Here is a 23,384-nt window from a genome sequence, read left to right as displayed (position 1 = left end):
GCGCACCCGGTTGGTCGTGGCGTTCGCACTCGTGGCCGCTCTCACCGCGACGACCACCGGCGCCCTGACCTTCCGTGAGGCGCGCACGGGCGTGCTCCAGCAGAGCCAGGACGCGGTGATCACACAGCTGCGCGGCCAGGTGAACCGGCTCGCCCCGACGCTGAGCCTGCCGGCGAGCGAGGCCGCGCTCCAGAGGTTCGCGGCCGACGTGGCGGCGGCCGAACCGTCCGGGACCTGGCGCGTCCTGGTGACCTACCACGGCCTGAACGCGACCTCCGTTCGCGGCGACCGGTTCGAGGAACTGACGCCCGTCCTGCGCCAGGCGGTGAACTCCAGGATGGCCACCGTATTTCAGCGGGTGGACAGCGGCGATCACACCGCACTCGTCGTCGGCATGTCGGTCACCTTCGCCGACCGGGCCACCGCCTCGGGCCTCCACGTCTTCCTCACGGTGCCGCAGACCACGGAACAGGCCTACGTCGACGCCCTCGTCACCGCCGTCGAACGGGCCGCCGTCCCCGCCCTGGTGCTGGCCGTGCTGCTCGCCCTGCTCGCCGCGCGCGGGGTGCTGCGGCCGGTGCGTGCGCTGCGCAGCGCCACCCGCAGCATCGCCGAGGGACGACTGGACACCCGGCTCGCCGTCAACGGCTCCGACGAACTCGCCGATCTGTCGCACACGTTCAACGAGACAGCCGCCGCGCTGGAGGAGTCGGTCGCGGAACTGCGCGACATGGAGGCCCGGGCCCGCCGGTTCGCCGCGGACGTCTCGCACGAACTGCGCACCCCGCTGGCCGCCATGTCTGCGGTCACCGACGTCCTCGACGAGGACGCCACCCGCCTCGACCCGGACACCGCCACCGCGGTCCGGCTGATCAGCGAGGAGACGGTGAAGTTGGCCCGCCTGGTGGACGACCTGATGGAGATCTCCCGTTTCGACGCGGGCGCGGCGGTGCTGCACCTGGACGAGATCGACCTCGCCGAGTCGCTGCGGCGCACACTCGCCGCCCGTGCCTGGACCGACCTGGTGGACGTCCGGTTGCCACCACCGGACACGTTGCGCGGAAACGTGGACCCGCGCCGGCTCGACGTCGTGGTCGCGAACCTGGTCGGCAACGCCCTCCGGCACGGCGCCCGCCCGGTCCAGCTGCGCCTGTCCGAGGGCGGGGAGCCCGGCGCGGGCCACCTGGCCGTCATCGAGGTACTGGACAGCGGGCCCGGTATCCCCCAAAGCGTGCTGCCTCATGTCTTCGAGCGCTTCTACAAGTCGGATGCCGCCCGCACCCGGACCGAGGGCAGCGGCCTGGGGCTCGCGATCACCGCCGAGAACGTCCGCGTGCACGGCGGCACCGTCCGCGCCGGGAACCGGCCGGAGGGCGGTGCCGTCTTCACCGTGGAACTTCCGTTGCGCAGGGAGGATCAGTCCCGACCGCCCCTGAACGAGCCGCCGCAGGAAGCATCACCGCGGGAGAGGCGGTCATGAGAGCCGTACTCCGGTCCGCGACGCTGGTCCTTCCGGCGCTGTGCGCGCTCGCCTCCTGCGGTATCCCGACGACCGGGGTCGTGGAGGCGGGCGGCCCTGCCGGCGGGATCGTGCCGACGACATCGGTCTACTTCGTGGCGGACGGCACCCTGGTCCCCGTCCCCCGCCGGATGGTCGCGACGGTCGGCGTCGAACCGGCCGTGCTGATGCTGCTCCAGGGGCCGACCGAGAAGGAACGGCTCAAGGGGCTGGACACGCTGCTGCCGCGGCCGCTGCTGCTGCCGTCCGCCGCGGACACGTACCCTCCCACGGCCTCCGTCACCCCGGCTCCGACTGACCCCGCCGGCGGCTCGGGCCCGGTGAAGGTGACGTCGGACGGCGGCCACGTGGTCATCGAACTCTCCCTGCCCACGGCCAAGCCGGCCGATCTCGCCGCGGCCCAGCTCATCTGTACGGCCGTCGCGGCGCAACGCCTCGCCTCTCCTGGGACCGAACCGCTGCCGGTGACCGTCACGGGCCCGGACGGGCGGCACACCGAGGGATCCGGAAAGCGGTGCCCCGCCGGCTAGAAGCAGGGCTCCGCGCACGGCCGTCGTCACCCGAGCGGTCCACAGTCGGCGGGGCTCGCCGCGGGAAGGCATTCCAGATGCCTGTGATCTTCTTCGACATCGGGGCGACGCTGGCGGATGCCCGCGTGGAGCCCGACGGCTCGCTGTCGCTTCTGCCCCGGCCGCGCGTCATCGCCGTACTCGACGCCCTCGGCGAGGTACGCAAGGGCATCATCTCCAACCCCGGTTCGGGTGACGGTGCGGCCGCCAGGGCTGCCGCGGCCCTGCAAGCGGCGTTCCCCGGTCGTTTCACGGACGCGGGTCTCGTCCACTGGGGCACCAAGGACAGTCGCAGGCTGTTCGACCGGGCGGTGGCGAGCACGGGTGTACCGGCCGACGACTGTGTCTTCGTGGGAGAGGATCCCGACGAGCGTGCGTTCGCACGGGAGGCGGGGATGCGCAGCGCGCCCCACCCGGTGTTCACCTTCGCCGCGTTGGACGGCCGTCCCGTGTTCCGGGCGCGGATCGGAGTGCCGGACGGCCGGGGCCTGCCGGAGCTGACCGCCGCCATGAACGAGACCGAGGCCGTTTTCGAGAATGCAGTTCCCGAGAATGCCGTATCCCAACGGCCGGTGCCCGCGATGGCGACCACACGCGGCGCCGAAGCCCTTGAGCGCGGCGGCTTCACGGTGGACCTGCGGGGGCCGGTGGACGGTGGCGCCGCGGCCGCCGGTGCGGACGACGACGCCGAGCGCCGGGCGGCGGACAAGTACATCAGCGATCTGCTGGCACGCGGTGAGGCGGTGTTCGAGGGCGAGGAGCCGACGGCGAGGACGACGCATGTCGTCAAACGCGAGGACGACGGACGGCTGACCGTCCGTCGTCTGCGCTACTTCAGCTAGTCGAAACACCGCCGGACCAGAGCGAGGCCCTCTCCGGTCGTCGCGCGCGCGATCTCGTGGGTCTTGAGCCGGTTCGGGCTGACGTCCACGAAGGCCGCGTCGGAGCGGTGCTCTTCGGGCACGTGGATCCGGCCGCGCCGGAAGAGGTCCTCCAGGTACGACGTGGCGACCTGTTCGGGGTCGGCGGGCCGCACCGTGCCGCCGGCGGGGTCGGAGCCGGCGATGCCGAACCGCCGTTCCTCCGCCGGGGCGGCGAGCGTCAGCGGCTGGGTGATGCCGTACATGGTCCCCTGGATCGTGACGGCCGTCATGCCCTGGTCGTCACCACCGCCAGGCATCGCCTCGGTGATGCCGGCGCTGCGGCGTGCCACCTCCGGCCCGGTGATGGACGTGGCGGCCTCCATGGAAAGGATGCCGTGGCGGATGAACGCCGAGCGCAGGGCCTGGCCGTACCGGCCGCCGTTGCGGCGCTGGTCCGCGGCGATCATGTGCCCCGCGACCTGTGCGTAGTAGCCGGACACGACGGGTGCGGCCACCACGGCGTCCACCAGCAGCTGGCCCGCGATCTCGCCTGCCGCCGCCAGACCGGCCTGGTCCTGGAGGTCCTGCATGTGGAAGATCCCGGCGACGACCTTCAGGAACGCGCCGCTGAACACCCGGGAGAACGAGTGCGGTTCGCTGCAGAGCGCGTTCGCGGGTGCGCTCGGCGGCAAGTGCACCGGGTCGGTGTAGAAGAAGCTGTTCGACAGGTTGCGCAGGCAGTCCGCGTCGACCGCGCTCGGGTGGCCTTGGCGGATCGCCCACCCCAGCTGCTCGGCCACCCGCGACACCCGCGAGGACAGTTCGAGGTCGCCCTGGGTCTCGGCCAGCACGGCGGTCCGGAGGGTCTCCAGGCGGAGTGAGCACAGCAGGGAGCTGATGTCCCCGAACGCTTCGTGCAGGGCGTCCGCTTCCGCGCTCGCCGCGTTGAACAGCTGCGGGCGCAGGGCGTCCAGGACCGCGTGCCCCGTCTCGTGCTCGACGACCTCGGAGCTCTCGCACGCGGCGACGGTGACCCCGGCCACCGTGTGGCGGAAGAAGAACAGGCCTCTGCGGTTGTAGAAGGCGTTGAGGTCGTCCCCCGCGTTGAGGTGGGCGGTGAGTGCGCGTCCGACGGTCGGATGCCACTGGGTTCCCGCCGGAACCAGCGGACCCCAGGTCTGGCCGGCCCTGCTGAGCGCGTCGGCCGCCACCCAGTAGCGGAACGCCTCGGTGCCCGGCCCGGCGCTGTCCGGCTGAGGCGCCGGCTCGGCTATGGCCGTCGGGAAGGGCTGTGTGTCGAGCTGGGGAACGGGATGCGGCACGGGCATGTTGACATGCGCGGGGGGAAATCCCGGGTCGTCCTCGTAGACCAGAACCGTCTGGATCATGGGTTGCTGTTGCTGCACCGTCATGGCGGCTCCCTGAGCGGGGAGAGAAGGGGATGGTGGAGTGCACCACAGGGAAACTCTTGACCAAGAGTCCCTCGTGTTCAGTACCGCGCCCTGCGAGGCAGCTGTCAATTCGACCGGAACCGGGTGGCGACCAAGTGGGTGACGATGAGCGGAGGAGACGGCGCGCCACCGTGGAAGAGTGGCACGCCGTCAGCCGTGCACACCGGAGGTGACCGGCCTACGAGTCAGCGGTCACCGGCGGACAGGCCGCCTACCGGCGGTGGTCACCGTGGTGGTGGTGCTCCTCGCGGTCACCGTCTCGGTGGCCGTCCCAGCCCCGGTGCCCCTCCCAGCCCCGGCCGCCCTCGCGGTGGTCGCCGCCCCAGCGGTCGCCACCGTCACGGCGGTGGTGGTCCCGGCCCCAGGAGAAGGCGTCGACGAACCGCCCGTGGTCGTCGCGCAGGGTGGCGGTGTCGGCGTCCTCGTCCCACACCTGTGTCCGCCGGTCCTGGTACAGGTCCGTGGCACTGTCCCGGCCGACGCCGGTGTGGACGCGTACCGTTGCGCGGCCGGCCAGCCGTACGTAGCGGAACGTGTAGGTGTGGCCGCCCTCGTCGGACAGCGTCCAGCCGTCGAGGTTGACGCCGCGTCGGCTGTTGTTGGTGATCTCCACCCACTCCCGGTTCAGGGAGTGGCGGGAACGGTCCTCCCGGCCCGGAGAGTCGTACTGCACGTCGCTGATGACCACGCGGTCACGGTCGGAAGGCCGCTGGTGGTGGTCGGCGGCCGACGCGGGCAGCGCCACCGCCCCCACCACGGCCGCGGCGACGGCTGCGACGGCGGTCAGACGGCGGGTGGTCACAGGAACGGATACGGACACAGGGGTCCCCCTTCACGGGGTTCGGAGCACACCCCTGGCGGGCGGTCTGGTGCCGCGGCGCCGGCGGATGCTCGGAGCGGGTGGCGGCCGGGCGGCCGCGCACCCACACTCTGCAACCGGACGCGGAAACTCCTTGGGATACGCGACGCCTGTTACGAATTGCCCATATTCACGTGACTCTCGCCTGTATCACCCAACTATCCGAGACATGCCGAGACGTATTGCGGCATGGAGGACTGACGCGCACGACGACGGTCACCGTCACCCGAAAGTGAGTAACAGCCGACGCCGACCCGGGAGCGGCCCGGTCGTTCAGTCGCCACCCTCGGCCCGGAGGAGCAGGTCGAGCAGCCCGGGGAAGCGGGCCTCGAACTCCTCGCGGCGCAGCCTGTTGACCCGCCTCGGCCCCTCGTCGCGCTGCTCGACCAGCCCGGCGCCGCGCAGGACCGAGAAGTGGTGGCTGAGCGCGGCCTTGCCGACCGGCACGTCGAAGCTGCCGCAGCTGCGTGACCAGTCGGCGGAGCCCGCCAGCTCGCGGATCAGCCGCATGCGCACGGGATCGGCGACCGCGGACAGCGCGGTCAGGACGGAAACGTCCTCGGGATCCGTGTGCACCGGAGCCGCGCGGTGACTGCCGCCCGCAGCCTGCTTCGACATGCCCTCACCTCGCGGTCGCTCACCCAGTGTTCGACGGACATCTTACGGTGCCGGAACCCATTGCCGAATCGGAACACTGTTCCGTATAGTAAGCGGAACAACGCTCCGCTTCATACAGGGGAAACGCATCATGAGCGAATCGACTCGCGCATTCGGCACCATCGGCTCACCGACCCCCGTCGTCTCGGTCAGTCCGGTGGTGCTGCCGGCTCCCGACCGGCCGGTGGACCTACAGGTACGCGTATCAGCGCCCGTGACCGGGGGCGATCTGCCGGTCATCCTCCTGTCGCACGGTCAGGGTCACTCGAACCACCTCTCCTCACTGAACGGCTACGCGCCACTCGCCGACTTCTGGGCGGCGCACGGCTTCGTCGTGATCCAGCCGACCCATCTGAGTTCCAGGACGCTGAGCCTGGATCCCGGCACACCGGGGGCGCCTCTGTTCTGGCGGTCGCGGGCCGAGGACATGAAGCGCGTCCTCGACCGGCTCGACGCCATCGAGGCCGCCGTCCCGCACCTCCTGGGCCGTGTGGACCGAAGCAGGGTGGCCGTGGCCGGTCACTCGATGGGCGGGCACACCGCGAGCCTGCTGCTGGGCGCCCGGGTCACCGATCCGGACGACGGAACGGAAGCGGATCTGGCCGATCCCCGGATCAAGGCGGGTGTACTGCTCGCCGCGCCCGGCAGGGGCGGCGATGCCGTCACCGAGTTCGTGGCCGAGAACTACCCCTTCTTCCTCTCCATGGACTTCTCCCGGATGACGACGCCCACGCTCGTGGTCGCCGGCGACAAGGACGCTTCCGCCCACCTGACGGTCCGGGGCCCGGAATGGCACACCGACCCGTACCACCTCTCCCCCGGCCCCAAGTCCCTGCTCACCCTGTTCGACGCGGAGCACGGGCTCGGCGGGATCTCCGGATACGACGTGGCCGAGACCACGGACGAGAACCCCGAGCGGGTGTCCGTGGTCCAACGGCTCACCTGGGCCTACCTCCGCTCCGAGCTCCACCCCGGGGACCCCGCCTGGCAGACGGCACGTGACGCGCTCGCCGCCGTCCCCGACCCGCTCGGACGGGTCGAATCCAAGTAAGGAGCGCCGGGCTCGCCGGCGTGCTCAGGCGAGCGAGTACTCGAACCAGATCCGATGCGTACCGTCGGCGCCGATCGCGATGCCGCCCGCGCCGGAGATCCCGGCCAGCTCCCCGGTGCCGCTCGACGGAACGACGGTGAAGAACTCCGCGGTGCGGTCGCTGCCGGACGTGGTCGCCGAGTGCACGAAGTTGAAGGCGCCCTCACGGCCGTGCAGCGAGCCCTCGAACGACTCCATGGCCACATAGGTGCCGACCCCGGTCGCCTGGTCGAACGCGGCGGTGAACAAGGTCGCCGAGCGGCCCGTGACCTCTCCCTCGAAGCGCTTCTCCATCGTCGCGACACCCACCGGAAGGCCGGTGGGCACAGCAGGTTCCGGCTGCAACTCGGTCGGGACGAAGGCGTTGACGGTGAACGTTCCGGTAGCTCTCATGGGCCGACCGTATCGATCCGGTCCGACAGTGGACCCTGCGGCTGGAACAGCTCGTCGGCGCCGGTCAGGTCGAGCAGCCGCTGGACCGTGGGACTGACGGCACGGATGGCGACGGTCCTGCCCTGCTCGAGGGCCCGCTTGCGCAGGGTGAGGAGGATGTTCAGGCCGGCGCAGTCACAGAAGTCCACCGCGCCCAGGTCCAGGGTGATGCCGTCGACCGAGCGGCTGAGCACGTCGTCGAGGTCGGTCCGGAGCCACCGGTCGGCGTCGAAGTCGAGTTCACCCCTGACCACCACACTCGCCCGGTCGCCGTCCTGCCGGACGGCGACCGTCGCCCGGCAGGGCACGAACGGTGCGCCGCTGTCCACACGTGCGACCTCCGGCGAGACGAGGGGCTGCGCCCGCGGCGCAGGCTCCGGCATGTCCTCCTCCTTCGCCTGATCACCAGCCTCCGGCTCCAGGCTCTCCCGATCGACCCATTCCCGTCAACCAATACATGAAAAACAGTACGTGCTTTTGAATGCCTGAATGTCCAGCCGCTAAGCTGACAGCCATGGACGGAGTGCCCGAACCACATACCGGATGGACCTTCCTCACCAACCACGCCCGGGTCCTCGCGGCGATCGCCGACGACCCCAGCACGCGCATCCGCGACATCGCCGCGCACTGCCGACTGACCGAGCGTGCCGTCCAGAAGATCATCGCCGACCTGGAACGCGACGGCTATCTCTCGCACACCCGGGAGGGGCGCTCCAACAACTACCGGATCGACCCCAGCAAGATCCTTCGGCACCCGGCCGAAGCCGGGCTGACCGTGGCGTCGCTGCTCGCCCTGCTCATCCAGGACGAAGCCGACCGCAGCACGCTTCCCCACCCCCAGGTCACGGCGGAGTCGTAGCGGCCCCCACCCCCGCGACGGCGGCCGGACCGATCAAGCCGACGGCCTCTTGCCCTTTTCGGGGATCGCGGCGGCGCTGGGGCCGAGCCGGACGCAGCATTCTCCGGGTTCGGGGGCCAGGACCGCCTGCACCCCGGTGATGTCGAGGCCTTCGAGGTAGCCGGTGAGAAAGGCGTGGTTCATCCCGCACACCAGGTCGGGGGCCTTGGCGGCCAGCGGGTGGAACGGACAGTTGCGCAGCCGCACCTGGGCGGGGGTTTCGCGGACGGGTTCGTAGCCGTGCAGGTCCAGCATGCGCTCGCAGGCGGTCAGACCGCGTTCGGGGCCCAGGCGGCCGGGGCGGGTGCGGTCCCGTTCGGCTTCGCCCATGTCCCGGCCACGCCGGCCGGCGGCCCGGACCGCCGCCTGCGCGGCGTTCTCGTCGGCACCCTCCGTCAGAACGGCGTCCAGCAGGAGGTCGGCGAGGAGTTCGTGGCGCCGGTCGGGGATGTTCACCGTGATCTGGGCATCGGTGGGTTCATAGACCTTCGGCTGCCTGCCGACCTTCCGGATACCGCCCGGCGGTTCGTAGTGCGCGCGCAGCAGGCCGGCGTCGACGAGCTTGTCGAGATGGAAGGCGGCGAGCTTGCGCGATATGCCGACACTCGCGGCGGCCTCGTCGCGGGTCACGCCCCGGCGGGCGCGCCGGATGAAGGCGAACATGCGTCGCCGCGAGTCCTCGCCCAGGACGCTGACGGAGTCGATCGCGGCGCCGGCCGCGTCGGCCGGCGAAGTCGGGTCCACAGCCACAAGACCACGGTAACTCCTGCGCGCGTGGGCACTGAGGGATTCGGGACGTCATGACCTGCATGCCTTGACGTCCCCGCGCAATAAGACCAAGCTTTGTTGGTGAAAAAAGAAGGAGGCGGCGATGGCCAGTGAATCTCAGCTTCAGGCGAAGCGGCCGACCAGTGCCGCGCTAGCCGGTCCGTACGGTCATCCCTTCCATCCGATCCTGGTGACGGTGCCGATCGGTGCCTGGGTGGCCGGGCTGGCGTTCGACATCGCCTCCCACCTGGTGCACCGTCCGGCTTTCCTGACCCAAGGCTCGGAATGGCTGATCGCGGTCGGGGTGATCGGCGCGCTGCCCGCCGCCATGGTCGGATTCCTCGACCTGCTCGGGATCCCCGCGGGGACCCGGGCGTTCCGCACCGGCCTGGTGCACATGGCGTTGAACCTGCTGGTGACCGCCGCCTACGCCATCAATTTCCTCTGGCGCCACAGCGACTACACGGACGGCGGCAGCGTCGGCCCCGGCAAGCTCGCCCTGTCCGCCGTCAGCCTGGCGGTCCTGGGCGTCTCGGGGTTCCTGGGCGGCAAGCTCGCCTACCGCTACGGCGTGCGCGTGGCCGACGAAGACACCCAGGCAGAGGGATACGCCTCCCCGCACTCTCCATCACTCGGGAGTTCCCCATGGACATCGCGGCACTGATCGCCTGGCTGGTCACCGCCCTCGGCGGCTTCTACATGCTGGGCACCTGGATCCAGCGCGGCGGGCTCCGGCAGCAGCGGTCCGGTGCGAGTCGCCTGCCCGCGCCGGTGGTCTTCGGTCATTTCGCCCTGGCCGCGGTCGGCCTGGTGGTGTGGATCGTCTACGTCGTGGCCGACAAGAGCGGCCTCGCCTGGACCGCGTTCGGTCTGCTGCTGCCGGTCGCCCTGCTGGGATTCGTGATGCTGGGCCGTTGGATCCCCGTCCACCGCGGCCGTGCCATGGCCGCGGCCGCCCCGGGCGCCGCGGCCGCGCCGGTGACCGGGGAAACCGTCCCCGCCGAACGACACTTCCCGGTGCCGGTGGTGCTGGCGCACGGCCTGTTCGCCGTGGTCACCCTCGTTCTGGTACTGCTCACCGCTCTCGGTATCGGCGGCAGCTGACATGACCGAGACCTCGGCCCATGCCACCAGTCGCGTTCCCGGCCAGGACGGACCGGCAGCCATGGTGCCCGCCCTGCGGGTGATCCACGAGCCGGGCGGTATCGACCTGGCCGCCGCGGAGGACGCCGCCGGCCGGTTCCTCAGGGCGCTCGGTATCTCCACCGACTCGGAGAGCCTGCGCGGCACACCGGGGCGGATGGCCCGCGCCTATGCCGAGCTGTTCAGCCCCCGTCCCTTCGACCTGACCACCTTCCCCAACGACGAGGGCTACGACGAACTCGTCCTGGCGCGCCGGATTCCGGTCCGGTCGGTATGTGAACACCATCTGCTGCCGTTCGTCGGCACCGCCCATGTCGGTTACCTGCCGGGCGGCCGGATTCTCGGCCTGTCGAAACTGGCCCGTGTCGTCGAGCACTTCGCCTGCCGCCCGCAGGTCCAGGAACGCCTGACCAAACAGGTCGCCGACTGGCTCCAGAACCATCTGGAGCCGAAGGGTGTCGGCGTGGTGATCGAGGCCGAACACACCTGTATGACCCTGCGCGGCGTACAGGCAGGCGGATCCAGCACCATGACCTCGACCATGCTCGGCCTGCTGCGCACCGACGCCCGCTCCCGCAGTGAGTTTCTGGCCCTGACCGGCGCGACCTCGTGACGGCCGCCACGAGCCGGCGGTGAGCCGACCCGGGCGTGCTCGTCCTTGGACTAGAGCGCCGAGATGGAGGACGGCGCGCGTTCGGCGCGGCTCAGTGCACGCAGGACTGCGGTCGCGCCGTGTCGCCGCAGCGCGATCCGGGTCAGCAGGTCGACGACCGTCTCGACGGCCTGGGCCGGGAACTCGGGTGTCGCCAGCCCGACGCTGTGGGCGAGGTCGTCGCAGTGGACGACGAGCTCCAGGAGCCGGCTGGTGACGAAGTCGTCGAGGGTGATCGACCACGGGCCCCAGGTGGGGCGGCGGACCAGGCGGTCCGGCACGGTGGACAGGGCCCCGCGCAGGTCCTCGACGCTCGCCGCGACCCGCGCGGCCAGCGCGGCGGGGCCGTCGGCCGCCTCGTTCTCGCCGCCGGACCGGATGCCCTGGTTGAACGGCGTGTCGAGGTCCGAGCCGATCCAACTGACCCGCCCGTAGTACTCGTGGATCGATATGGCGGGCTCGGCGGGCACCGGCTCGGCCAGCACCGCGGGGATGAAGAAGACCTGTCCGGCCAGGTGGCCCGCCAGCCCCTGGACGCTGAGCTTCGCCAGTGCGGAGGGCTGGTGCCAGCCGTCCGCGACCTCGGGCGCCGCCAGCAGCTTCGCCGCCGTGTCCGCCACGCTCAGGTAGAGCTCCCTGACATGTGTCACCGTGCCGTTCCCCTTCAGCCGTCGGGTGTCGGTCGGAGAACCTCGCCGGACGGCGGGGCATTCCCGGCCACCGCCGGGCGGAGCCTGGCACGGCTCCGCCCGGCAGGTCTCAAGGGGCGTCCACGCGGCCGTACTTGGGCACGGCCACCGTACGGGCGCCGGGAGTGCCGCCCAGGACGACCTTGCGGTAGGTGATGTTGTTGGTCGTGCTCTGCTCCTCGAGCCGCTTGTCGGGATTGGCGATGACCTGGATGTAGTAGGTGCCGTTCGGCAGGTTCGTGACGTCGAAGGACTGCCCGGGCCGGTACTGGCTGTAGGTGTCGCCGTTGCCGACGTCGAGCACCTCGCGGACCGACACGGAGGTCTCCTCACCGCAGGCGGTGGCCAGGTCGGTGTTGTACGGGTGCCAGTTGGCGTTCTTCACCGTGTAGTCGATGGCGTCGGTGTTGGCCAGGCAGAACGCCTCCTTGCCGCTGCGGACGATCTCCTTCTTGTCGGCGCCGAGCAGTCGGTAGCTGGCGAAGTCGCTGAAGTGCCAGTGCTGGTGACCCTCCCGGGGGTCCCACTCCATGGTGCCCGTGGGCGTGTACCCGACCTGCTTGCCCTTGCTGTCGTAGAAGTACTGGTACGCGTCCATCTTGTCCTTGCCGGGACTGCGGAAGCCGTCGACGACCAGCGGTGAGGGGCCGCCGTTCCAGACGGTGGCGCTGAAGGCCAGGTAGTCCTTGCCGGGTACGTCACCGTCCTCGCCGTCGGTGATGGCGATGCCGTACGCGGGCAGGGCGCGCAGGTCGGGCTTCGGCACGCCCGCGGGCACGCCCGCCGAGCCGGTCGGGCGTCCCGAGGCCGGCTGGGCGCTCTTCGCCGCGTCCCCGGCCGGGCGCCTGCCGGAAGCCAGACCCTCACCGCCGTCATGGCCCTGACGAACCGTCACTTTGATCGTCTGCGACTTGGCCGGCATCCCGAACAGGTCGCGGTACTTCTTCGCCACCGAGACCTTGGCCGTGTAGACGCCCGGCTGAAGGTCGACCGTGCTGCCGGCGTCGAACCCCGGCGTCGCGGCCGCGGCCCAGCCCTTCTCGACACCCCAGACCCCGCCGAGCGTGAACGGGTTGTCGGAGCAGCCCTCGGGGTACTTCGAGGTGCCGGGGGCGTCCGGTCGGATCCGGCCCGCCCTGGTGTTGGGGCAGAACGTCTGCGTGGTGTCGGCCACCTTCTTGCCGGACTGATCGGTGACACTGATCCGTAGGAAGCCGGGCAGCCCCGAGAAGTCCTTCACCAGGTCCTTGGGCAGGGCCTTGGTGACGGTCCTGCCACCGGAGTGGACGATCTGCGAGGCGACCACGGGATCGTTGTAGGACTTGCGTGTCACACGGAATTCGAGCGGTCCCCCGTCGACCGTGACATAGGTGCCGAGGTCGAGGGCGACGCCGGGTTCACCCTCCCAGCGGTCGAGGGTCACCGCGGAGGTGGCGGCGATCAGTTCGAGTTTCGGCGTCCCCGCCTGGGTGGCCGCGGTCGCGCCGGGCGCCGCGACGGTGCCGGCGGCGCCGAGGGCCAGGGCCGCGGCCGCGGTGCACGCCGAACGGGTCACTGCACGGGGCTGATGTCTGGTCATCGGTTCCTCGCTCTGCGTCGGTCCGAAGGTGTAGGCACCATGTGCTCGCCATGGGCGGCACATGTGTGCCATCTGTGAACAGGACCAAAAGCCGATCAAGGTTGCCTGCCGGCCCGAAGTGGCCGGAATTCGCGCCCGTCGCGAGCGGTGAGGCCGGTCGACGGTCCCGCCCTACGGGGTCTTGCGGCCGACGCCCGCGTAGACCCAGTACTCGGACGGGTCGTCGGGGATCTCGTCGTCCGGGTCCGGGCGCCACAGGGGTACGTAGGTCAGGCCCGGCTCGGCGAGGTCGAAGCCGTCGAAGAGGCCGAGGATCTCCTCGCGGGAACGGGCCGTCACCGGAGAACTGGCCCGCGACCGGTACAACTGCCCCACCGCCGCGGCCGTTTCCGGACGGTCCTGGTTCGTGGCATGCGTCATCGCCAGCCAGCTCTCGCCGGGCAGTGCGTCGCGGAAGGCGGTCACGATGCCGGCCGGGTTCTCCTCCGGCGCGATGAAGTGCAGGATCGTGATCATCAGTACGGCCACGGGCTGGTCGAAGTCGATCAGCTTCCCCACCTGCGGGGCGGACAGGACGTCGGCCGGCCGGCGGATGTCGGCGTTCACGATGTCCGCGTCCGGGTTGTCGGCCAGCAGGGCCGCGCTGTGCGCCACGGCCACGGGGTCGTTGTCGACGTAGACGACCCGCGCCCCCGGACTGGCCGACTGCGCCACCTCGTGGACGTTGCCCTGGGTGGGAATGCCCGAGCCCAGATCGATGAACTGACGCACCCCGGCGTCGAGGAGGAAGCGGACGGCCCGGCCCAGAAAGGCACGGTTGGCCCGGGCGAGCGTCCGGACCTGAGGATCGATCGCCGTGAACGCGGCGAGTGCCTCACGGTCTATGGCGAAGTTGTGGTGCCCGCCCAACATCGCGTCGTACATGCGGGCAACGCTCGCCTTGTCCGGATCGATCCCTTCCGGAAGACCCTCACCAGCGGACATCACAACACCCCTGCCACTCAACGATCTTGACGCATCATCATATAGTGATCTCACAGCGTGGCGGACCCCTGCCCCCGCGCCCGTCCCTGCCATGCGCGACGTCCCGGCCCCACCCGGAAAGGCACGACCCTGCGGAACGAAGCACGGCCCTCCTTCTCCCCCGCGGCCGACGTCATAGGCTCCGCACTCGACCTGCGGCTGACCGGCAGCCATGTCGTGCACGCGTTGACGCCCGCGTTCTGCGACGCGGCGTCGGTCTACCTGCTGGAGCGGTGGCTTCAGGAGGAGAACGGCTCCACCACCGCCGACCCGCCGCAGATCGAGGGCCGCCGCCTCGCCGTGCGCGTGGGTCCGGACACCACCGAGGACTGGGAACCGCTGCTTCCCCTCGGGGAAGTGATCGTCTTCCCTCGCGAGACCCCCTACGCGCGCGCTCTCGCCACCCGGCGCACCCAACTGCTCGACGCCATGGACACCCACACCTCCGAGCGGCTCGGCTCACTCGCCGACGACAGCGCCCGCATCGAGGACCTGCTGAAAACGTCCTCCTTCCTGGTCGTGCCCCTGCATCTGCGGGACGTGGCCGTCGGATTCATCGCCTGCACCCGTGGCGCGGGGCGGGAGCCGTTCGCGGCGGACGACGCCGTGGCCGTGGAGCGGCTGGCGACGCGGGCCTGCGTGGCACTGGACAACGCCCGCCGATACGAACGGGAGCGCCGCACCGCGCTGGCCATCCGCAGCAGCCTGCTGCCCGCCGCCGACGCGGAGTTCCCCGGTTGCCGCATCGCCCACGGCTGCCTTCCGGCCGGTGACGGCAACATCATCGGCGGTGACTGGTGCGACGTCCTGCCCCGGCCGGGAGGGCGGATCGGCCTCATCGTCGGAGACGCGATGGGCCACGGTCCCGAGGCGGCCGTCGCGATGATCCAGCTGCGCACCGCCGTCCGCGCCCTGGCGGGTCTCGACATCCCGCCGGCCGACCTCATGCACCGGCTCGACGCGCTCGCCTGCGACACCCCCGGCGCCTCCTTCGCGACCTGCGTCTACGCCGAGTGGGACGCGGAACGGCACACGTGCGCCCTCGTCGGCGCCGGCCACCCTCCCCCGCTGATCCGCGGCCCGGACGGACGCGCGGTGCCGGTCACGCTCAGCAGCCCCGGCCTGCCCCTGGGCCTCGGGACGGGCACCTACGAGGCCACGGTGCTGAACGTGCCGGAGCCCGCCCTGCTCGTCCTCTACAGCGACGGTCTGGTCGAGTCCCGTCAGACGGACATCGACCAGGGGATCAACCGGCTCGGACGCGCCCTCGACTCGGCCACGACCACCGCCACGCACAGCCGGGACACGCTGCACGCGCTGTGCCGACGGCTGCTGCACACCCCGAGCGCCCCGGCCGGAAGGGACGACCGGACACTGCTGATCGCCGCGCTGATGCCGGGGCCGCCCCGGTGACACACACTCCCACGGCCTCCCGTCCTGGGCCTGCTTCGGTCCGCACACCCGGCTGTGGGAACCGGGCGCGGGGAGCCTGCCGGCCTTCGGCGCCGAAGCGGCGGCACGTCCGGGGTGGGTCCAGCGGCGACCGCAGCCGGCGGAGGCGATCTGGACCTTCGTGGGCCCCACCTCGGTGTCAGGCCGACGCGCTGCCTTCGTCCCTCACCCGCTGGGCGACGTCCCGCAGCTTGATGTTGTGGTGCTGGGACAGACGGCGCAGCACGTCGAAGGCGTCCTCCTCGCTCAGGCCGTGGCGTTCCCTGAGGATGCCCATGGCTTCGCCGATGGCGTGCCGGGTCTCCAGGGCGTGTTCGAGCTGGTCGATGGCGCGGGCGTCGGCCAGGGCGACGGCCGCGTGCGAGGCCAGCAGCCAGCCCGCGGTTTCGATGTCGTGGCTGAAGGCCCCCGGGCGGTGTGCGTAGAGGTTCAGCGCGCCGAAGTCCTCGTTGTGGGTGTAGAGCAGTACACCCGTCATGCTGCCGATGCCGAGTTCTCGTGCGGCGGCGGCGTAGCGGGGCCAGGCCTGCTGGGGCTGGGTCATGTCCGCGATGCGGAACGCGCGCTCGCCGTCGTTGTCCGCGCCGCGGGCCAGATCGAAGCACGGGCCCTCGCCCAGCTCACCCTGGAGCCGGTCGCTCTCCTGCACCATGTCCCCGCAGGCGGACAGGGTCACGGCCTTTCCTTTGCGCACCGCGAGGATCCCCGCCGCGTCACAGCCCTCGACCAGCTTCACCGCGGAGGCCGTGATCTCGTCCAGGGTCGCCTGGACGGAGTCCTGCCGGAGCAGGTCCCGCGCGAGCAGAGCCATCCGCTCCGCGTACTCGCGCCACTCCATGCGCCACCACCGCCTCGATCACCGTTGCGGCCACAGTACGCCTGCTACCCGCCCCAGATCTTCCGGTACGCGTCCCTGTAACCGGACGGATCCCAGGACGTGGCACCGCCGCTGTTGCCGGCCGTGGTGATGTGGACGGGGGCCACGTACCCGCTGGCCGGGCGGCCGGAGAAGGCGCGGTTGAACTCGTCGACGATCTGCCAGCCCTGGAGGGACAGCGGTTCCGGGACGGTCGCGGCCTGGTACTGCCCGCTGTTGATGCGCTGGAAGGCGGAGGGGTCGCCGTCACCGGCGCCGATGTTGAACGGCGGGCCGGACCCCTTTCGGCCCGCCGCGCGGAAGGCGGGGGCCGCGTCGGCGAAGTACAGGTCGTTGATGGCCACGGAGTGCGTCCACCGGCTCCCGAACCTGGACAGGAGGGAGGAGATCTCCCGCGGTGTGCGGCTGCTCGCGTCGGGGATCGGGATGTTCTCGTACGCGAGCAGCCGCACGCCCCGGCAGGTGGCGAGGTCCTTCCTGATCAGGTCGGACTTGTCCTTCGCGAAGGGGATCGAGGCGTCGGTGATGAGCACCACCCCGGCACGGCCGCGGGACGTGGCGATGACCCACTGGGCGCTGATGCCGGCCACGTCCTCGACACGGGTGGTGACGTTGGTGAAGAGCTCGGGCCGCCGGCTGGGGCCGGGAGCGGCGACCGCGTGCCAGCCGATGAGCGGGATGCGCTGTGCGTTGGCCCGTGCGGTCTGCGGGGCCGTCGAGCCGGGGTCGAATCCGCCGAGGACGATGCCAGAGGGCCTGAGGGTCAGCGCCTCGCTCATCGCCGCCCGGATACCGGCGGGGGTGCCTTGGCCGTCGATCACCCGGACGTTCCAGCCGATGACCCGCGCGGCCTCCCGCACCCCGTCCGCGGCGCCCGCGACACCGGGGTTGGTCATGGTCTGGGCGACGAACACGATGGTCTTGCCGGACACCGCCGAGGGGCCGGTGGTCGGCCCGTTCCACGGGATGTCGGTCCGCTCCGCCCGGCCGACGGCTGCCTGCGCCCTGGCGTGGACGGCGGGGCAGCCGTCGGGGCCGGTCGTGGACTCCCCCGAGCCGCCCGTGGTGCCGCGTTCGCAGCCGGCGAGGACGACCGCCGCGGCCAGCAGGGCGCACGAGGCGAGCCGGACCTGGCGGGCGCCGGGGGTGGCTTTGCGGTTGCCGTGCACGGGAGCTCCTCGCGGAGGGCTGAGCGGAGGTTCGGCCGGGGGCGGGGCACCGGAGCCGGGTCAGGGAGCGGGTCCGGCGGTGCCGCCCTCCTGCGTCGGGGAGGACGGTGGCGGCGGTGCGGCGGGCGCGTCACGGGCCGCGGCGGAGCCGGTGCGCAGCCGGCGGCGGGCGGCGTAGCCGGCCAGGCCGACGGCGATGAGCAGGGTGCCGCCGTAGAACAGCGGGACCGTCCAGAAGTCGGCACCCAGCTGGGCGATGCCGGTGAGGCCGACGGCGAGGACGGCGACGGCGACCAGGGTGCCGAGGGCGTTGGGGCGGCCCGGTTTGATCGCCGTGGAGCCGAGGAGGGCGCCGGTGAAGGCGGGCAGCAGGTAGTCGAGGCCGACGCTCGGATTGCCGATCTGCTGCTCGGCCGCGAGCAGCACACCGGCGATGCCGACGATCAGCCCCGACGCGGCGAACGCGTACACGGTGTACTTGCGGACCGGGATGCCGACCAGGTCGGCGGCGCGCGGGTTCGAGCCGACGACGTACAGGTAGCGGCCGAGCGGCAGCCGCTCCAGGAGCAGCCAGAGGACCAGCCCGAGGGCGAGGACGTAGAAGGCGGGGACCGGGAGGCCGAGGAACGTGGAGTCGTAGAGGCCGGTGAAGCCGGCCGGGAGGCCTCGCGGACCGGGGACGATCCGGCCGCCGTCGGTGATCCAGCCGGTGACGGCGTACATCATGCTGCCGGTCCCGAGGGTGGCGATGAAGGAGTCGATCCGGCCGAACTCCACGATGACACCGTTGAGGACGCCGACGGCCGTCCCTCCGGCGATCACCGCGAGACAGGCGAGCGGCCAGGGCCACCCGTCGTGGACGAGGAGCCGCATCACCATGACGTGCGCCAGGCCGAGGCCGTAGCCGAGGGAGAGGTCGAACGCGCCGGTCACGATGGGGACCATGGCGGCGAGGGCGAGGACGGCCGGGATCGACTGGCTGGACAGGATCGAGTCGACGGTGTCGAGGGTGGGAAAGGTGCGCGGCAGGGCGAGGGAGAAGACGAGGACGAGCAGGGCCGTGAGGGCCAGGAGGCCGTAGGCGCCGACGAGGTGCCCGCCCGGCCGGTGCGGGCGCGGCCGGGTCGAGGAGGGCGAGGGCGGCGCCGTCATGGGTTCGTCGTGGTTCCGGGACGAGGCATGGCCGAAGCCGCCCGGGTGAGTCCGGCGATCGTGAGGGCCGGGCCGCTCAGTTCGGCCGTCACCGTCCCGCGGACGAGGACCACGGCCCGCCGGCACACGCGCGCGACCTCCTCGAAGTCGCTGGAGAGGAGCAGGACCGCGAGACCCGCGGCCAGTGCCTCGTCGAGCAGACGGTGGATCGCGGCCTTGGCGCCGACGTCCACGCTCGCGGTCGGCTCCTCGAGGATCAGCAGGCGCGGGCCGGCCGACAGCCACCGGCCGATCATGACCTTCTGCTGGTTGCCGCCGGACAAGGTGGCGAGGGGCGCCTCGCTGTCACGGGGACGCACCGAGAACCGTTCCATCAGCGCCTCGGCCTCGGCGCGTTCGCGGCGGGGGCCGAGCCAGCGCGGCGCCGGTCCGCCTCCCGCGCGCGGATTGGCCAGGAGGTTCTCCCGTACGGTCAGATCGGCGGCGCACCCTTCCCGCAGTCGGTCACCCGGTACGAAGCCGACGCCGAGGCGGACGGCGTCGGCGACCGTGCGGGGGCGGTAGGGCTGACCGGCGAGCAGGGCCCGTCCGGCGAGGAGGGGGTGCGAGCCGGCGAGGGCCCGGCCCAGGTCCAGGTGCCCGGCGCCGGTGAGACCGACCATTCCCAGGGCCTCCCCGGCCTTGAGCTCCAGGCTGACCGGTCCGGCGCCGGCGGTCCGTACGCCGTCGAGGGTGAGTACGGGCGGCCCGTCGGCCGGGGCCGTGGTGGGCCGGTGGTCGGCCGGTTCCTCGCCGACGATGTCGTGCACCAGGCGGACGGCGCTGTGGCCCGCCAGCGGGCCCTGGCTGACGAGGCGGCCGTCGCGCAGGACGGCGAAGGTGTCGGCGACCTGGTACACCTCGTCGAGACGGTGGCTCACGTAGAGGACGGCGTGTCCCCGGTCGCGCAGGGTGTGCAGGACGCGGAAGAGGCGGACACGGTCCGGGGCCGGGAGACGGGCGGTCGGCTCGTCGAGGACGATGAGTTTCGCGCGTGCCGCCAGGGCTCGGGCGATGGCGACCAGGGAGCGCTCGGCCGGGCCGAGCCGGGCGATCGGCGCGTCGGGGTCGAGGTGTCCTGCGACGGTCTCCAGGGCGTCGGCACCGCGCTCGCGGGTCCGCCGCCAGGAGATCAGTCCTGCGCGTCGCGGATACCCGGTGGTCAGGGCGACGTTCTCGGCGACCGTCATCCATTCCACGAGGCCGAGGTCCTGGTGGATGAAGGACATGCGCCGGGAGGCGGCGTCGCTGCCGAGCGGGTGCCCGTCCACCGTGATCCTCCCGGCGTCGGCGTGATGGACGCCGGCGAGCACCTTGATGAGCGTGGACTTTCCCGCGCCGTTGGGCCCGAGGAGGGCGAGGACGCTTCCGGCGTGGACGTCGAGGTCGACCCCGGCCAGCGCGACGGTGCCGCCGAACCGCTTGCCGAGCCCGCGGATGCGGACCAGGGGCGGTGTCCCGAAGGGCGCCGGCGCCTTCGCAGACGGGTCTGGAGCGTCGTGCACAAGCGGGATACTAGCCGAACAAAACATTCTATTTCGGGCATAACCGGGCGCGCCGCATCCGCCTCACGCGGCGTCGAGTTCGCACTCGGCCCAGATGACCTTGCCCTGTGGCAGGTAGCGCGTGCCCCAGCTCTGGGACAGCTGCGCGACGAGGAACAGACCGCGGCCTCCCTCGTCGGTACTGGCCGCCCGACGGAGGTGGGGGGCGGTGTTGCTGGCGTCGGAGACCTCGCAGATCAGGGCCCGGTCGTACAGCAGCCTCACCCGGATGGGGCCGGCCCCGTGGCGGATGGCGTTGGTGATCAGCTCGCTCAGTATCAGCTCCGCGGCGAACGCGGCCTCGTCGACGCCCCAGTCGGCCAGTTGCCGGTTGGCGGCCGCACGGACCTCGCTGACCAGGGCGGGGTCGGCGGCCAGGTCCCAGGTGGCGATCCGCCGGGCGTCCAGGGCGTGGGCGCGGGCGACGAGCAGGGCGATGTCGTCGTACGGGTGGTCGGGCGCCACCGTGTCCAGGATCGCCTCGCAGGTCTCGTCGGGTGTGCGGTCCGCTTGCGCCAGGGCAACGCGCAGCCGTTCGAGGACCGCGTCGACGTCGCGGTGCCGGTCCTCGATCAGTCCGTCCGTGTAGAGGATCAGCTGACTGTCCTCGGGCAGGTCGATCTCGACGGCGTCGAAGGGCAGTCCGCCGAGGCCGAGCGGGGGCCCGGCCGGCAGGTCGGGGTAGGTGACGGTGCCGTCGGGGCGGACCAGGGCGGGTGGCGGGTGGCCGGCGCGGGCCATGACGCATCGCTGCGTGGTCGGGTCGTAGACGGCGTACAGGCAGGTCGCGCCGATGATGCCGGTGCCCTCGCCGTCGGGGTCCTCCCGGTCCAGGCGCCCCACGAGGTTGTCGAGGTGGACGAGGACCTCGTCCGGCGGGAAGTCGAGCTCGGCGTAGCTGCGCGCGGCGGTGCGCAGCCGGCCCATGGTGGCGGCCGAGAGCATGCCGTGGCCGACGACGTCGCCGACGAGGAGGCCGACGCGGCTGCCGGGGAGGGGGATGACGTCGTACCAGTCGCCGCCCACGTCGGCTTCCGCGGGCAGGTAGCGGTGGGCGACCTCGACGGCGTCCTGGTCGGGCAGGCCGTGCGGAAGCAGTCTGCGCTGGAGAGCCAGGACCATGGCGCGCTCGTGCGTGTAGCGCCGGGCGTTGTCGATGGACAGGGCGGCCCGGCTGGCGAGCTCCTGGGCCAGCGAGAGGTCGTCGTCCCCGTAGGGGGCCGGATCCTGGGAGCGGTAGAAGCCGGCGACGCCCAGCACGACGCCGCGGGCGACGAGGGGCACCGCGATGAGCGAGTGGACGTGGGCCAACAGCGCCTCGGTGTGCTCGGGGTCGAGGGCGAGCCAGCCGGCGGCGACCTTCAGGTCCGGTTCCAGCACCGCCTGTCCGCCGGTCAGGCAGCGCAGCTGGGGCGCGGTCGGGCCGAAGTCGGGCCGCTTGCCGACCGGGATGAAGGGAAGGTCGTCGCGGATGCCGTGGACGACGGTGCGGCGCAGGTCACCGAGGGGGTCCGCGGATTCCTCACCGCGCAGTACGGCCTCGACGAGGTCGATGGTGACGTAGTCGGCCAGTCGCGGGACGGCCGTCTCGGTGAGCTCCTCGGCGGTGCGGCACACATCCAGGGTGGTGCCGACGCGGGCGCTGGCCTCGGACAGCAACTCCAGGCGGCGGCGCGCGGCCAGGGCGTACGACCCCACGCGTGGCTCGCCGACCATCACCAGACCTCTGGCCCCGGACGGGCGGCCGGGGTGGTCGTCCGCCGTGGCGTCGGCCCCGTTGGTCGTGGCCTTGCCGCCCGCGGCGACCAGGCCGGGCCTGCCGTCGGAGAGCAGGCGTCCCGGCGGCGGAGTGAGGGAGCTGCGCGCGAGCGAGGGGACGGCACGGACGACGACGGGTTCGGCGGCGATGCCCGCCGTCGCGTCGAACTGGTGCGGGAGGACGAGGACCTCCGCCGGTGTGGCCCCGGGGAGGACGGCCTCGACGGCGATGCCTTCCGTCCCGGAGGCGCTCGTCATGGGGCGGCTCAGGAGGGTGACCCGCCGTCCGCCGGGCAGGGACACGTCGACGGCGGCCCGCTGCGCGCCGGAGATCAGCTCGGTGGCCTTCTCCAGGAGCACGGCCTGCTCTCGCGGGCGCAGCTCGCGGGCCAGTTCGTCCACGGCGACGCTGTGGTGGGGGCCGGCGGCCGCTTCGGCCTCCGCCGCGAGGTACGCCGTCAGCAGCGCGCGCTCACGCTCGGAGCTCTGCCCCAGCAGCCGCCGCTCGATGGCCGCGGCCGCCTTGCGTATGACCGCGCCCAGGCCCGGGGTTTCGGCCCTGCGCGGATAGCCCATGCACAGCACTCCCTCGATGCGCGCGCTGAGCGGGTCGCGGACGGGCAGCGCGAGGCAGGCGCTTTGCTGGGAGCGCTCGGCGAAGTGCTCGGCTCCGTAGACCCGGATGAGCTGCCGCTCCGCCAGGGCCAGCCCGATTCCGTTGGTGCCGGCGACCTGCTCGGCGAAGACGAAGCCCGGGACCTTCTGGAACGCCGGGAGGCTTCTGGCCAGCGACGCCCGCCCGAACCGGCGCAGCAGGACCGTTCCGTTCGCGTCGGCGACGGAGATGTTCATCTCGCTGCCGGAGAACTTGGCCTGGAGCCGGTCGAGCACCGGCACGGCCGCGCGGACGATCCGTCCGCCGGGATCGAAGTCCTCCCGGAAGGGGAGGTCGCTCTGGTCGGGTGAGAGCCCCAGGGACCGGCAGCGCTGCCAGGAGTTCAGGATCGAGGTGCGAACGCCCGTCTCGACCGGCTCGCCCTGGAGGAACCGCTCACGGAAACGGGCGGGATCCGTGCCGCCTGTCGCACGCCCCGCCGGTTTCGGTTCTCCGCCGGACCGAACCACGCTTCGCCCCACTCACACCGAGACAATCCATTTTTCGTGACTTTACGGAAAAGTCTGGCATTGACGAGGATACGGC

The 23,384-nt window shown here is 71.8% G+C and carries 23 protein-coding genes; 9 read left to right on the top strand and 14 right to left on the bottom strand.

Annotation, left to right across the window (positions count from 1 at the left end):
* Positions 1–10: 10 nt before the first annotated feature.
* The 3 genes from ACFY01_RS36870 to ACFY01_RS36860 all read left to right on the top strand — a co-directional run bounded on the left by ACFY01_RS36870 (position 11) and on the right by ACFY01_RS36860 (position 2,930).
* The gene (locus tag ACFY01_RS36870; RefSeq protein WP_390740155.1) at positions 11–1,480 is read left to right on the top strand and encodes a sensor histidine kinase; all 1,470 of its coding nucleotides are present in this window, start codon (positions 11–13) and stop codon (positions 1,478–1,480) included.
* Positions 1,477–2,049 (top strand): hypothetical protein, encoded by a 573-nt coding sequence (locus ACFY01_RS36865; RefSeq protein ID WP_390740123.1) that lies wholly within the window; start codon positions 1,477–1,479, stop codon positions 2,047–2,049. The genes ACFY01_RS36870 and ACFY01_RS36865 overlap by 4 nt, the downstream gene beginning before the upstream one ends.
* 77 nt (positions 2,050–2,126) lie before the next feature.
* Positions 2,127–2,930 (top strand): HAD family hydrolase, encoded by an 804-nt coding sequence (locus ACFY01_RS36860; protein WP_390740122.1) that lies wholly within the window; start codon positions 2,127–2,129, stop codon positions 2,928–2,930.
* Here ACFY01_RS36860 and ACFY01_RS36855 read toward each other — a convergent pair.
* The 3 genes from ACFY01_RS36855 to ACFY01_RS36845 form a co-directional block, all read right to left on the bottom strand.
* The gene (locus tag ACFY01_RS36855) at positions 2,927–4,363 is read right to left on the bottom strand and encodes a hypothetical protein (RefSeq protein WP_390740121.1); all 1,437 of its coding nucleotides are present in this window, start codon (positions 4,361–4,363) and stop codon (positions 2,927–2,929) included. The genes ACFY01_RS36860 and ACFY01_RS36855 overlap by 4 nt on opposite strands.
* Before the next feature lie 250 nt (positions 4,364–4,613).
* Positions 4,614–5,204, bottom strand: coding sequence for a lamin tail domain-containing protein (locus ACFY01_RS36850; protein WP_390740120.1), 591 nt, complete (start codon positions 5,202–5,204; stop codon positions 4,614–4,616).
* Positions 5,205–5,534: 330 nt separating this feature from the next.
* Positions 5,535–5,879 carry an ArsR/SmtB family transcription factor gene (locus ACFY01_RS36845; protein WP_390740119.1) on the bottom strand — a complete coding sequence of 115 codons (345 nt, stop codon included), beginning with the start codon at positions 5,877–5,879 and terminating at the stop codon, positions 5,535–5,537.
* A gap of 130 nt (positions 5,880–6,009) precedes the next feature.
* On the opposite strand from ACFY01_RS36845, the gene ACFY01_RS36840 reads away from it, so the two are divergent.
* Positions 6,010–6,969: an alpha/beta hydrolase family protein gene (locus tag ACFY01_RS36840; protein ID WP_390740118.1), complete on the top strand. Its 960-nt coding sequence runs from the start codon at positions 6,010–6,012 to the stop codon at positions 6,967–6,969.
* Positions 6,970–6,993: 24 nt separating this feature from the next.
* Here the strand turns inward: ACFY01_RS36840 and ACFY01_RS36835 are convergent, their stop codons facing one another.
* Positions 6,994–7,401 carry a DUF3224 domain-containing protein gene (locus ACFY01_RS36835; RefSeq protein ID WP_390740117.1) on the bottom strand — a complete coding sequence of 136 codons (408 nt, stop codon included), beginning with the start codon at positions 7,399–7,401 and terminating at the stop codon, positions 6,994–6,996.
* Positions 7,398–7,823: an STAS domain-containing protein gene (locus ACFY01_RS36830; protein ID WP_390740116.1), complete on the bottom strand. Its 426-nt coding sequence runs from the start codon at positions 7,821–7,823 to the stop codon at positions 7,398–7,400. The genes ACFY01_RS36835 and ACFY01_RS36830 overlap by 4 nt, the downstream gene beginning before the upstream one ends.
* Before the next feature lie 131 nt (positions 7,824–7,954).
* On the opposite strand from ACFY01_RS36830, the gene ACFY01_RS36825 reads away from it, so the two are divergent.
* A complete protein-coding gene (locus tag ACFY01_RS36825) occupies positions 7,955–8,299 on the top strand; it encodes a helix-turn-helix transcriptional regulator (protein WP_390740115.1) in 345 nt (114 codons plus the stop codon).
* Between the two features lie 33 nt (positions 8,300–8,332).
* Here ACFY01_RS36825 and ACFY01_RS36820 read toward each other — a convergent pair whose 3' ends face one another.
* The gene (locus ACFY01_RS36820) at positions 8,333–9,088 is read right to left on the bottom strand and encodes a helix-turn-helix transcriptional regulator (RefSeq protein WP_390740114.1); all 756 of its coding nucleotides are present in this window, start codon (positions 9,086–9,088) and stop codon (positions 8,333–8,335) included.
* Positions 9,089–9,209: 121 nt separating this feature from the next.
* Here ACFY01_RS36820 and ACFY01_RS36815 point away from each other — a divergent pair, with 121 nt between their 5' ends.
* The 3 genes from ACFY01_RS36815 to folE all read left to right on the top strand — a co-directional run bounded on the left by ACFY01_RS36815 (position 9,210) and on the right by folE (position 10,862).
* Positions 9,210–9,770: a DUF2231 domain-containing protein gene (locus tag ACFY01_RS36815; RefSeq protein ID WP_390740113.1), complete on the top strand. Its 561-nt coding sequence runs from the start codon at positions 9,210–9,212 to the stop codon at positions 9,768–9,770.
* Complete coding sequence (locus ACFY01_RS36810) at positions 9,752–10,210, top strand: hypothetical protein (protein ID WP_390740112.1); 459 nt, start codon at positions 9,752–9,754, stop codon at positions 10,208–10,210. Before ACFY01_RS36815 ends, ACFY01_RS36810 begins: the two co-directional genes overlap by 19 nt.
* A gap of 61 nt (positions 10,211–10,271) precedes the next feature.
* Complete coding sequence (gene folE / locus ACFY01_RS36805) at positions 10,272–10,862, top strand: GTP cyclohydrolase I FolE (RefSeq protein WP_390740154.1); 591 nt, start codon at positions 10,272–10,274, stop codon at positions 10,860–10,862.
* 50 nt (positions 10,863–10,912) lie between these two features.
* Here the strand turns inward: folE and ACFY01_RS36800 are convergent, their stop codons facing one another.
* The 3 genes from ACFY01_RS36800 to ACFY01_RS36790 all read right to left on the bottom strand — a co-directional run bounded on the left by ACFY01_RS36800 (position 10,913) and on the right by ACFY01_RS36790 (position 14,153).
* On the bottom strand, positions 10,913–11,551 hold the full coding sequence (locus tag ACFY01_RS36800) for a maleylpyruvate isomerase N-terminal domain-containing protein (protein ID WP_390740111.1): 639 nt from the start codon (positions 11,549–11,551) through the stop codon (positions 10,913–10,915).
* A 109-nt stretch (positions 11,552–11,660) separates the two neighbouring features.
* The gene (locus ACFY01_RS36795; RefSeq protein WP_390740110.1) at positions 11,661–13,169 is read right to left on the bottom strand and encodes a lysyl oxidase family protein; all 1,509 of its coding nucleotides are present in this window, start codon (positions 13,167–13,169) and stop codon (positions 11,661–11,663) included.
* 171 nt (positions 13,170–13,340) lie between these two features.
* Positions 13,341–14,153 (bottom strand): SAM-dependent methyltransferase, encoded by an 813-nt coding sequence (locus ACFY01_RS36790; protein WP_390740109.1) that lies wholly within the window; start codon positions 14,151–14,153, stop codon positions 13,341–13,343.
* Between the two features lie 57 nt (positions 14,154–14,210).
* Between ACFY01_RS36790 and ACFY01_RS36785 the strand changes: the two genes are divergently transcribed.
* Positions 14,211–15,605, top strand: coding sequence for a PP2C family protein-serine/threonine phosphatase (locus tag ACFY01_RS36785; RefSeq protein ID WP_390740108.1), 1,395 nt, complete (start codon positions 14,211–14,213; stop codon positions 15,603–15,605).
* 178 nt (positions 15,606–15,783) lie between these two features.
* Here ACFY01_RS36785 and ACFY01_RS36780 read toward each other — a convergent pair whose 3' ends face one another.
* From ACFY01_RS36780 to ACFY01_RS36760, 5 genes are all read right to left on the bottom strand, one after another.
* Entirely contained in the window at positions 15,784–16,482 is a 699-nt protein-coding gene (locus ACFY01_RS36780) for a GAF and ANTAR domain-containing protein (RefSeq protein ID WP_390740107.1), read from the bottom strand.
* Between the two features lie 44 nt (positions 16,483–16,526).
* A complete protein-coding gene (locus tag ACFY01_RS36775) occupies positions 16,527–17,690 on the bottom strand; it encodes a substrate-binding domain-containing protein (RefSeq protein WP_390740106.1) in 1,164 nt (387 codons plus the stop codon).
* A gap of 60 nt (positions 17,691–17,750) precedes the next feature.
* Positions 17,751–18,842, bottom strand: coding sequence for an ABC transporter permease (locus ACFY01_RS36770; RefSeq protein ID WP_390740105.1), 1,092 nt, complete (start codon positions 18,840–18,842; stop codon positions 17,751–17,753).
* A complete protein-coding gene (locus ACFY01_RS36765; protein ID WP_390740104.1) occupies positions 18,839–20,386 on the bottom strand; it encodes a sugar ABC transporter ATP-binding protein in 1,548 nt (515 codons plus the stop codon). Before ACFY01_RS36765 ends, ACFY01_RS36770 begins: the two co-directional genes overlap by 4 nt.
* A gap of 63 nt (positions 20,387–20,449) precedes the next feature.
* Positions 20,450–23,308, bottom strand: coding sequence for a SpoIIE family protein phosphatase (locus ACFY01_RS36760; RefSeq protein WP_390740103.1), 2,859 nt, complete (start codon positions 23,306–23,308; stop codon positions 20,450–20,452).
* Between the last annotated feature and the right edge of the window lie 76 nt (positions 23,309–23,384).

This window comes from Streptomyces sp. NPDC001480, assembly GCF_042894725.1.
GTDB lineage: Bacteria > Actinomycetota > Actinomycetes > Streptomycetales > Streptomycetaceae > Streptomyces.
Note: the sequence above shows the minus strand (reverse complement) of the source record. Positions and strands in the feature narration are given on the sequence as shown.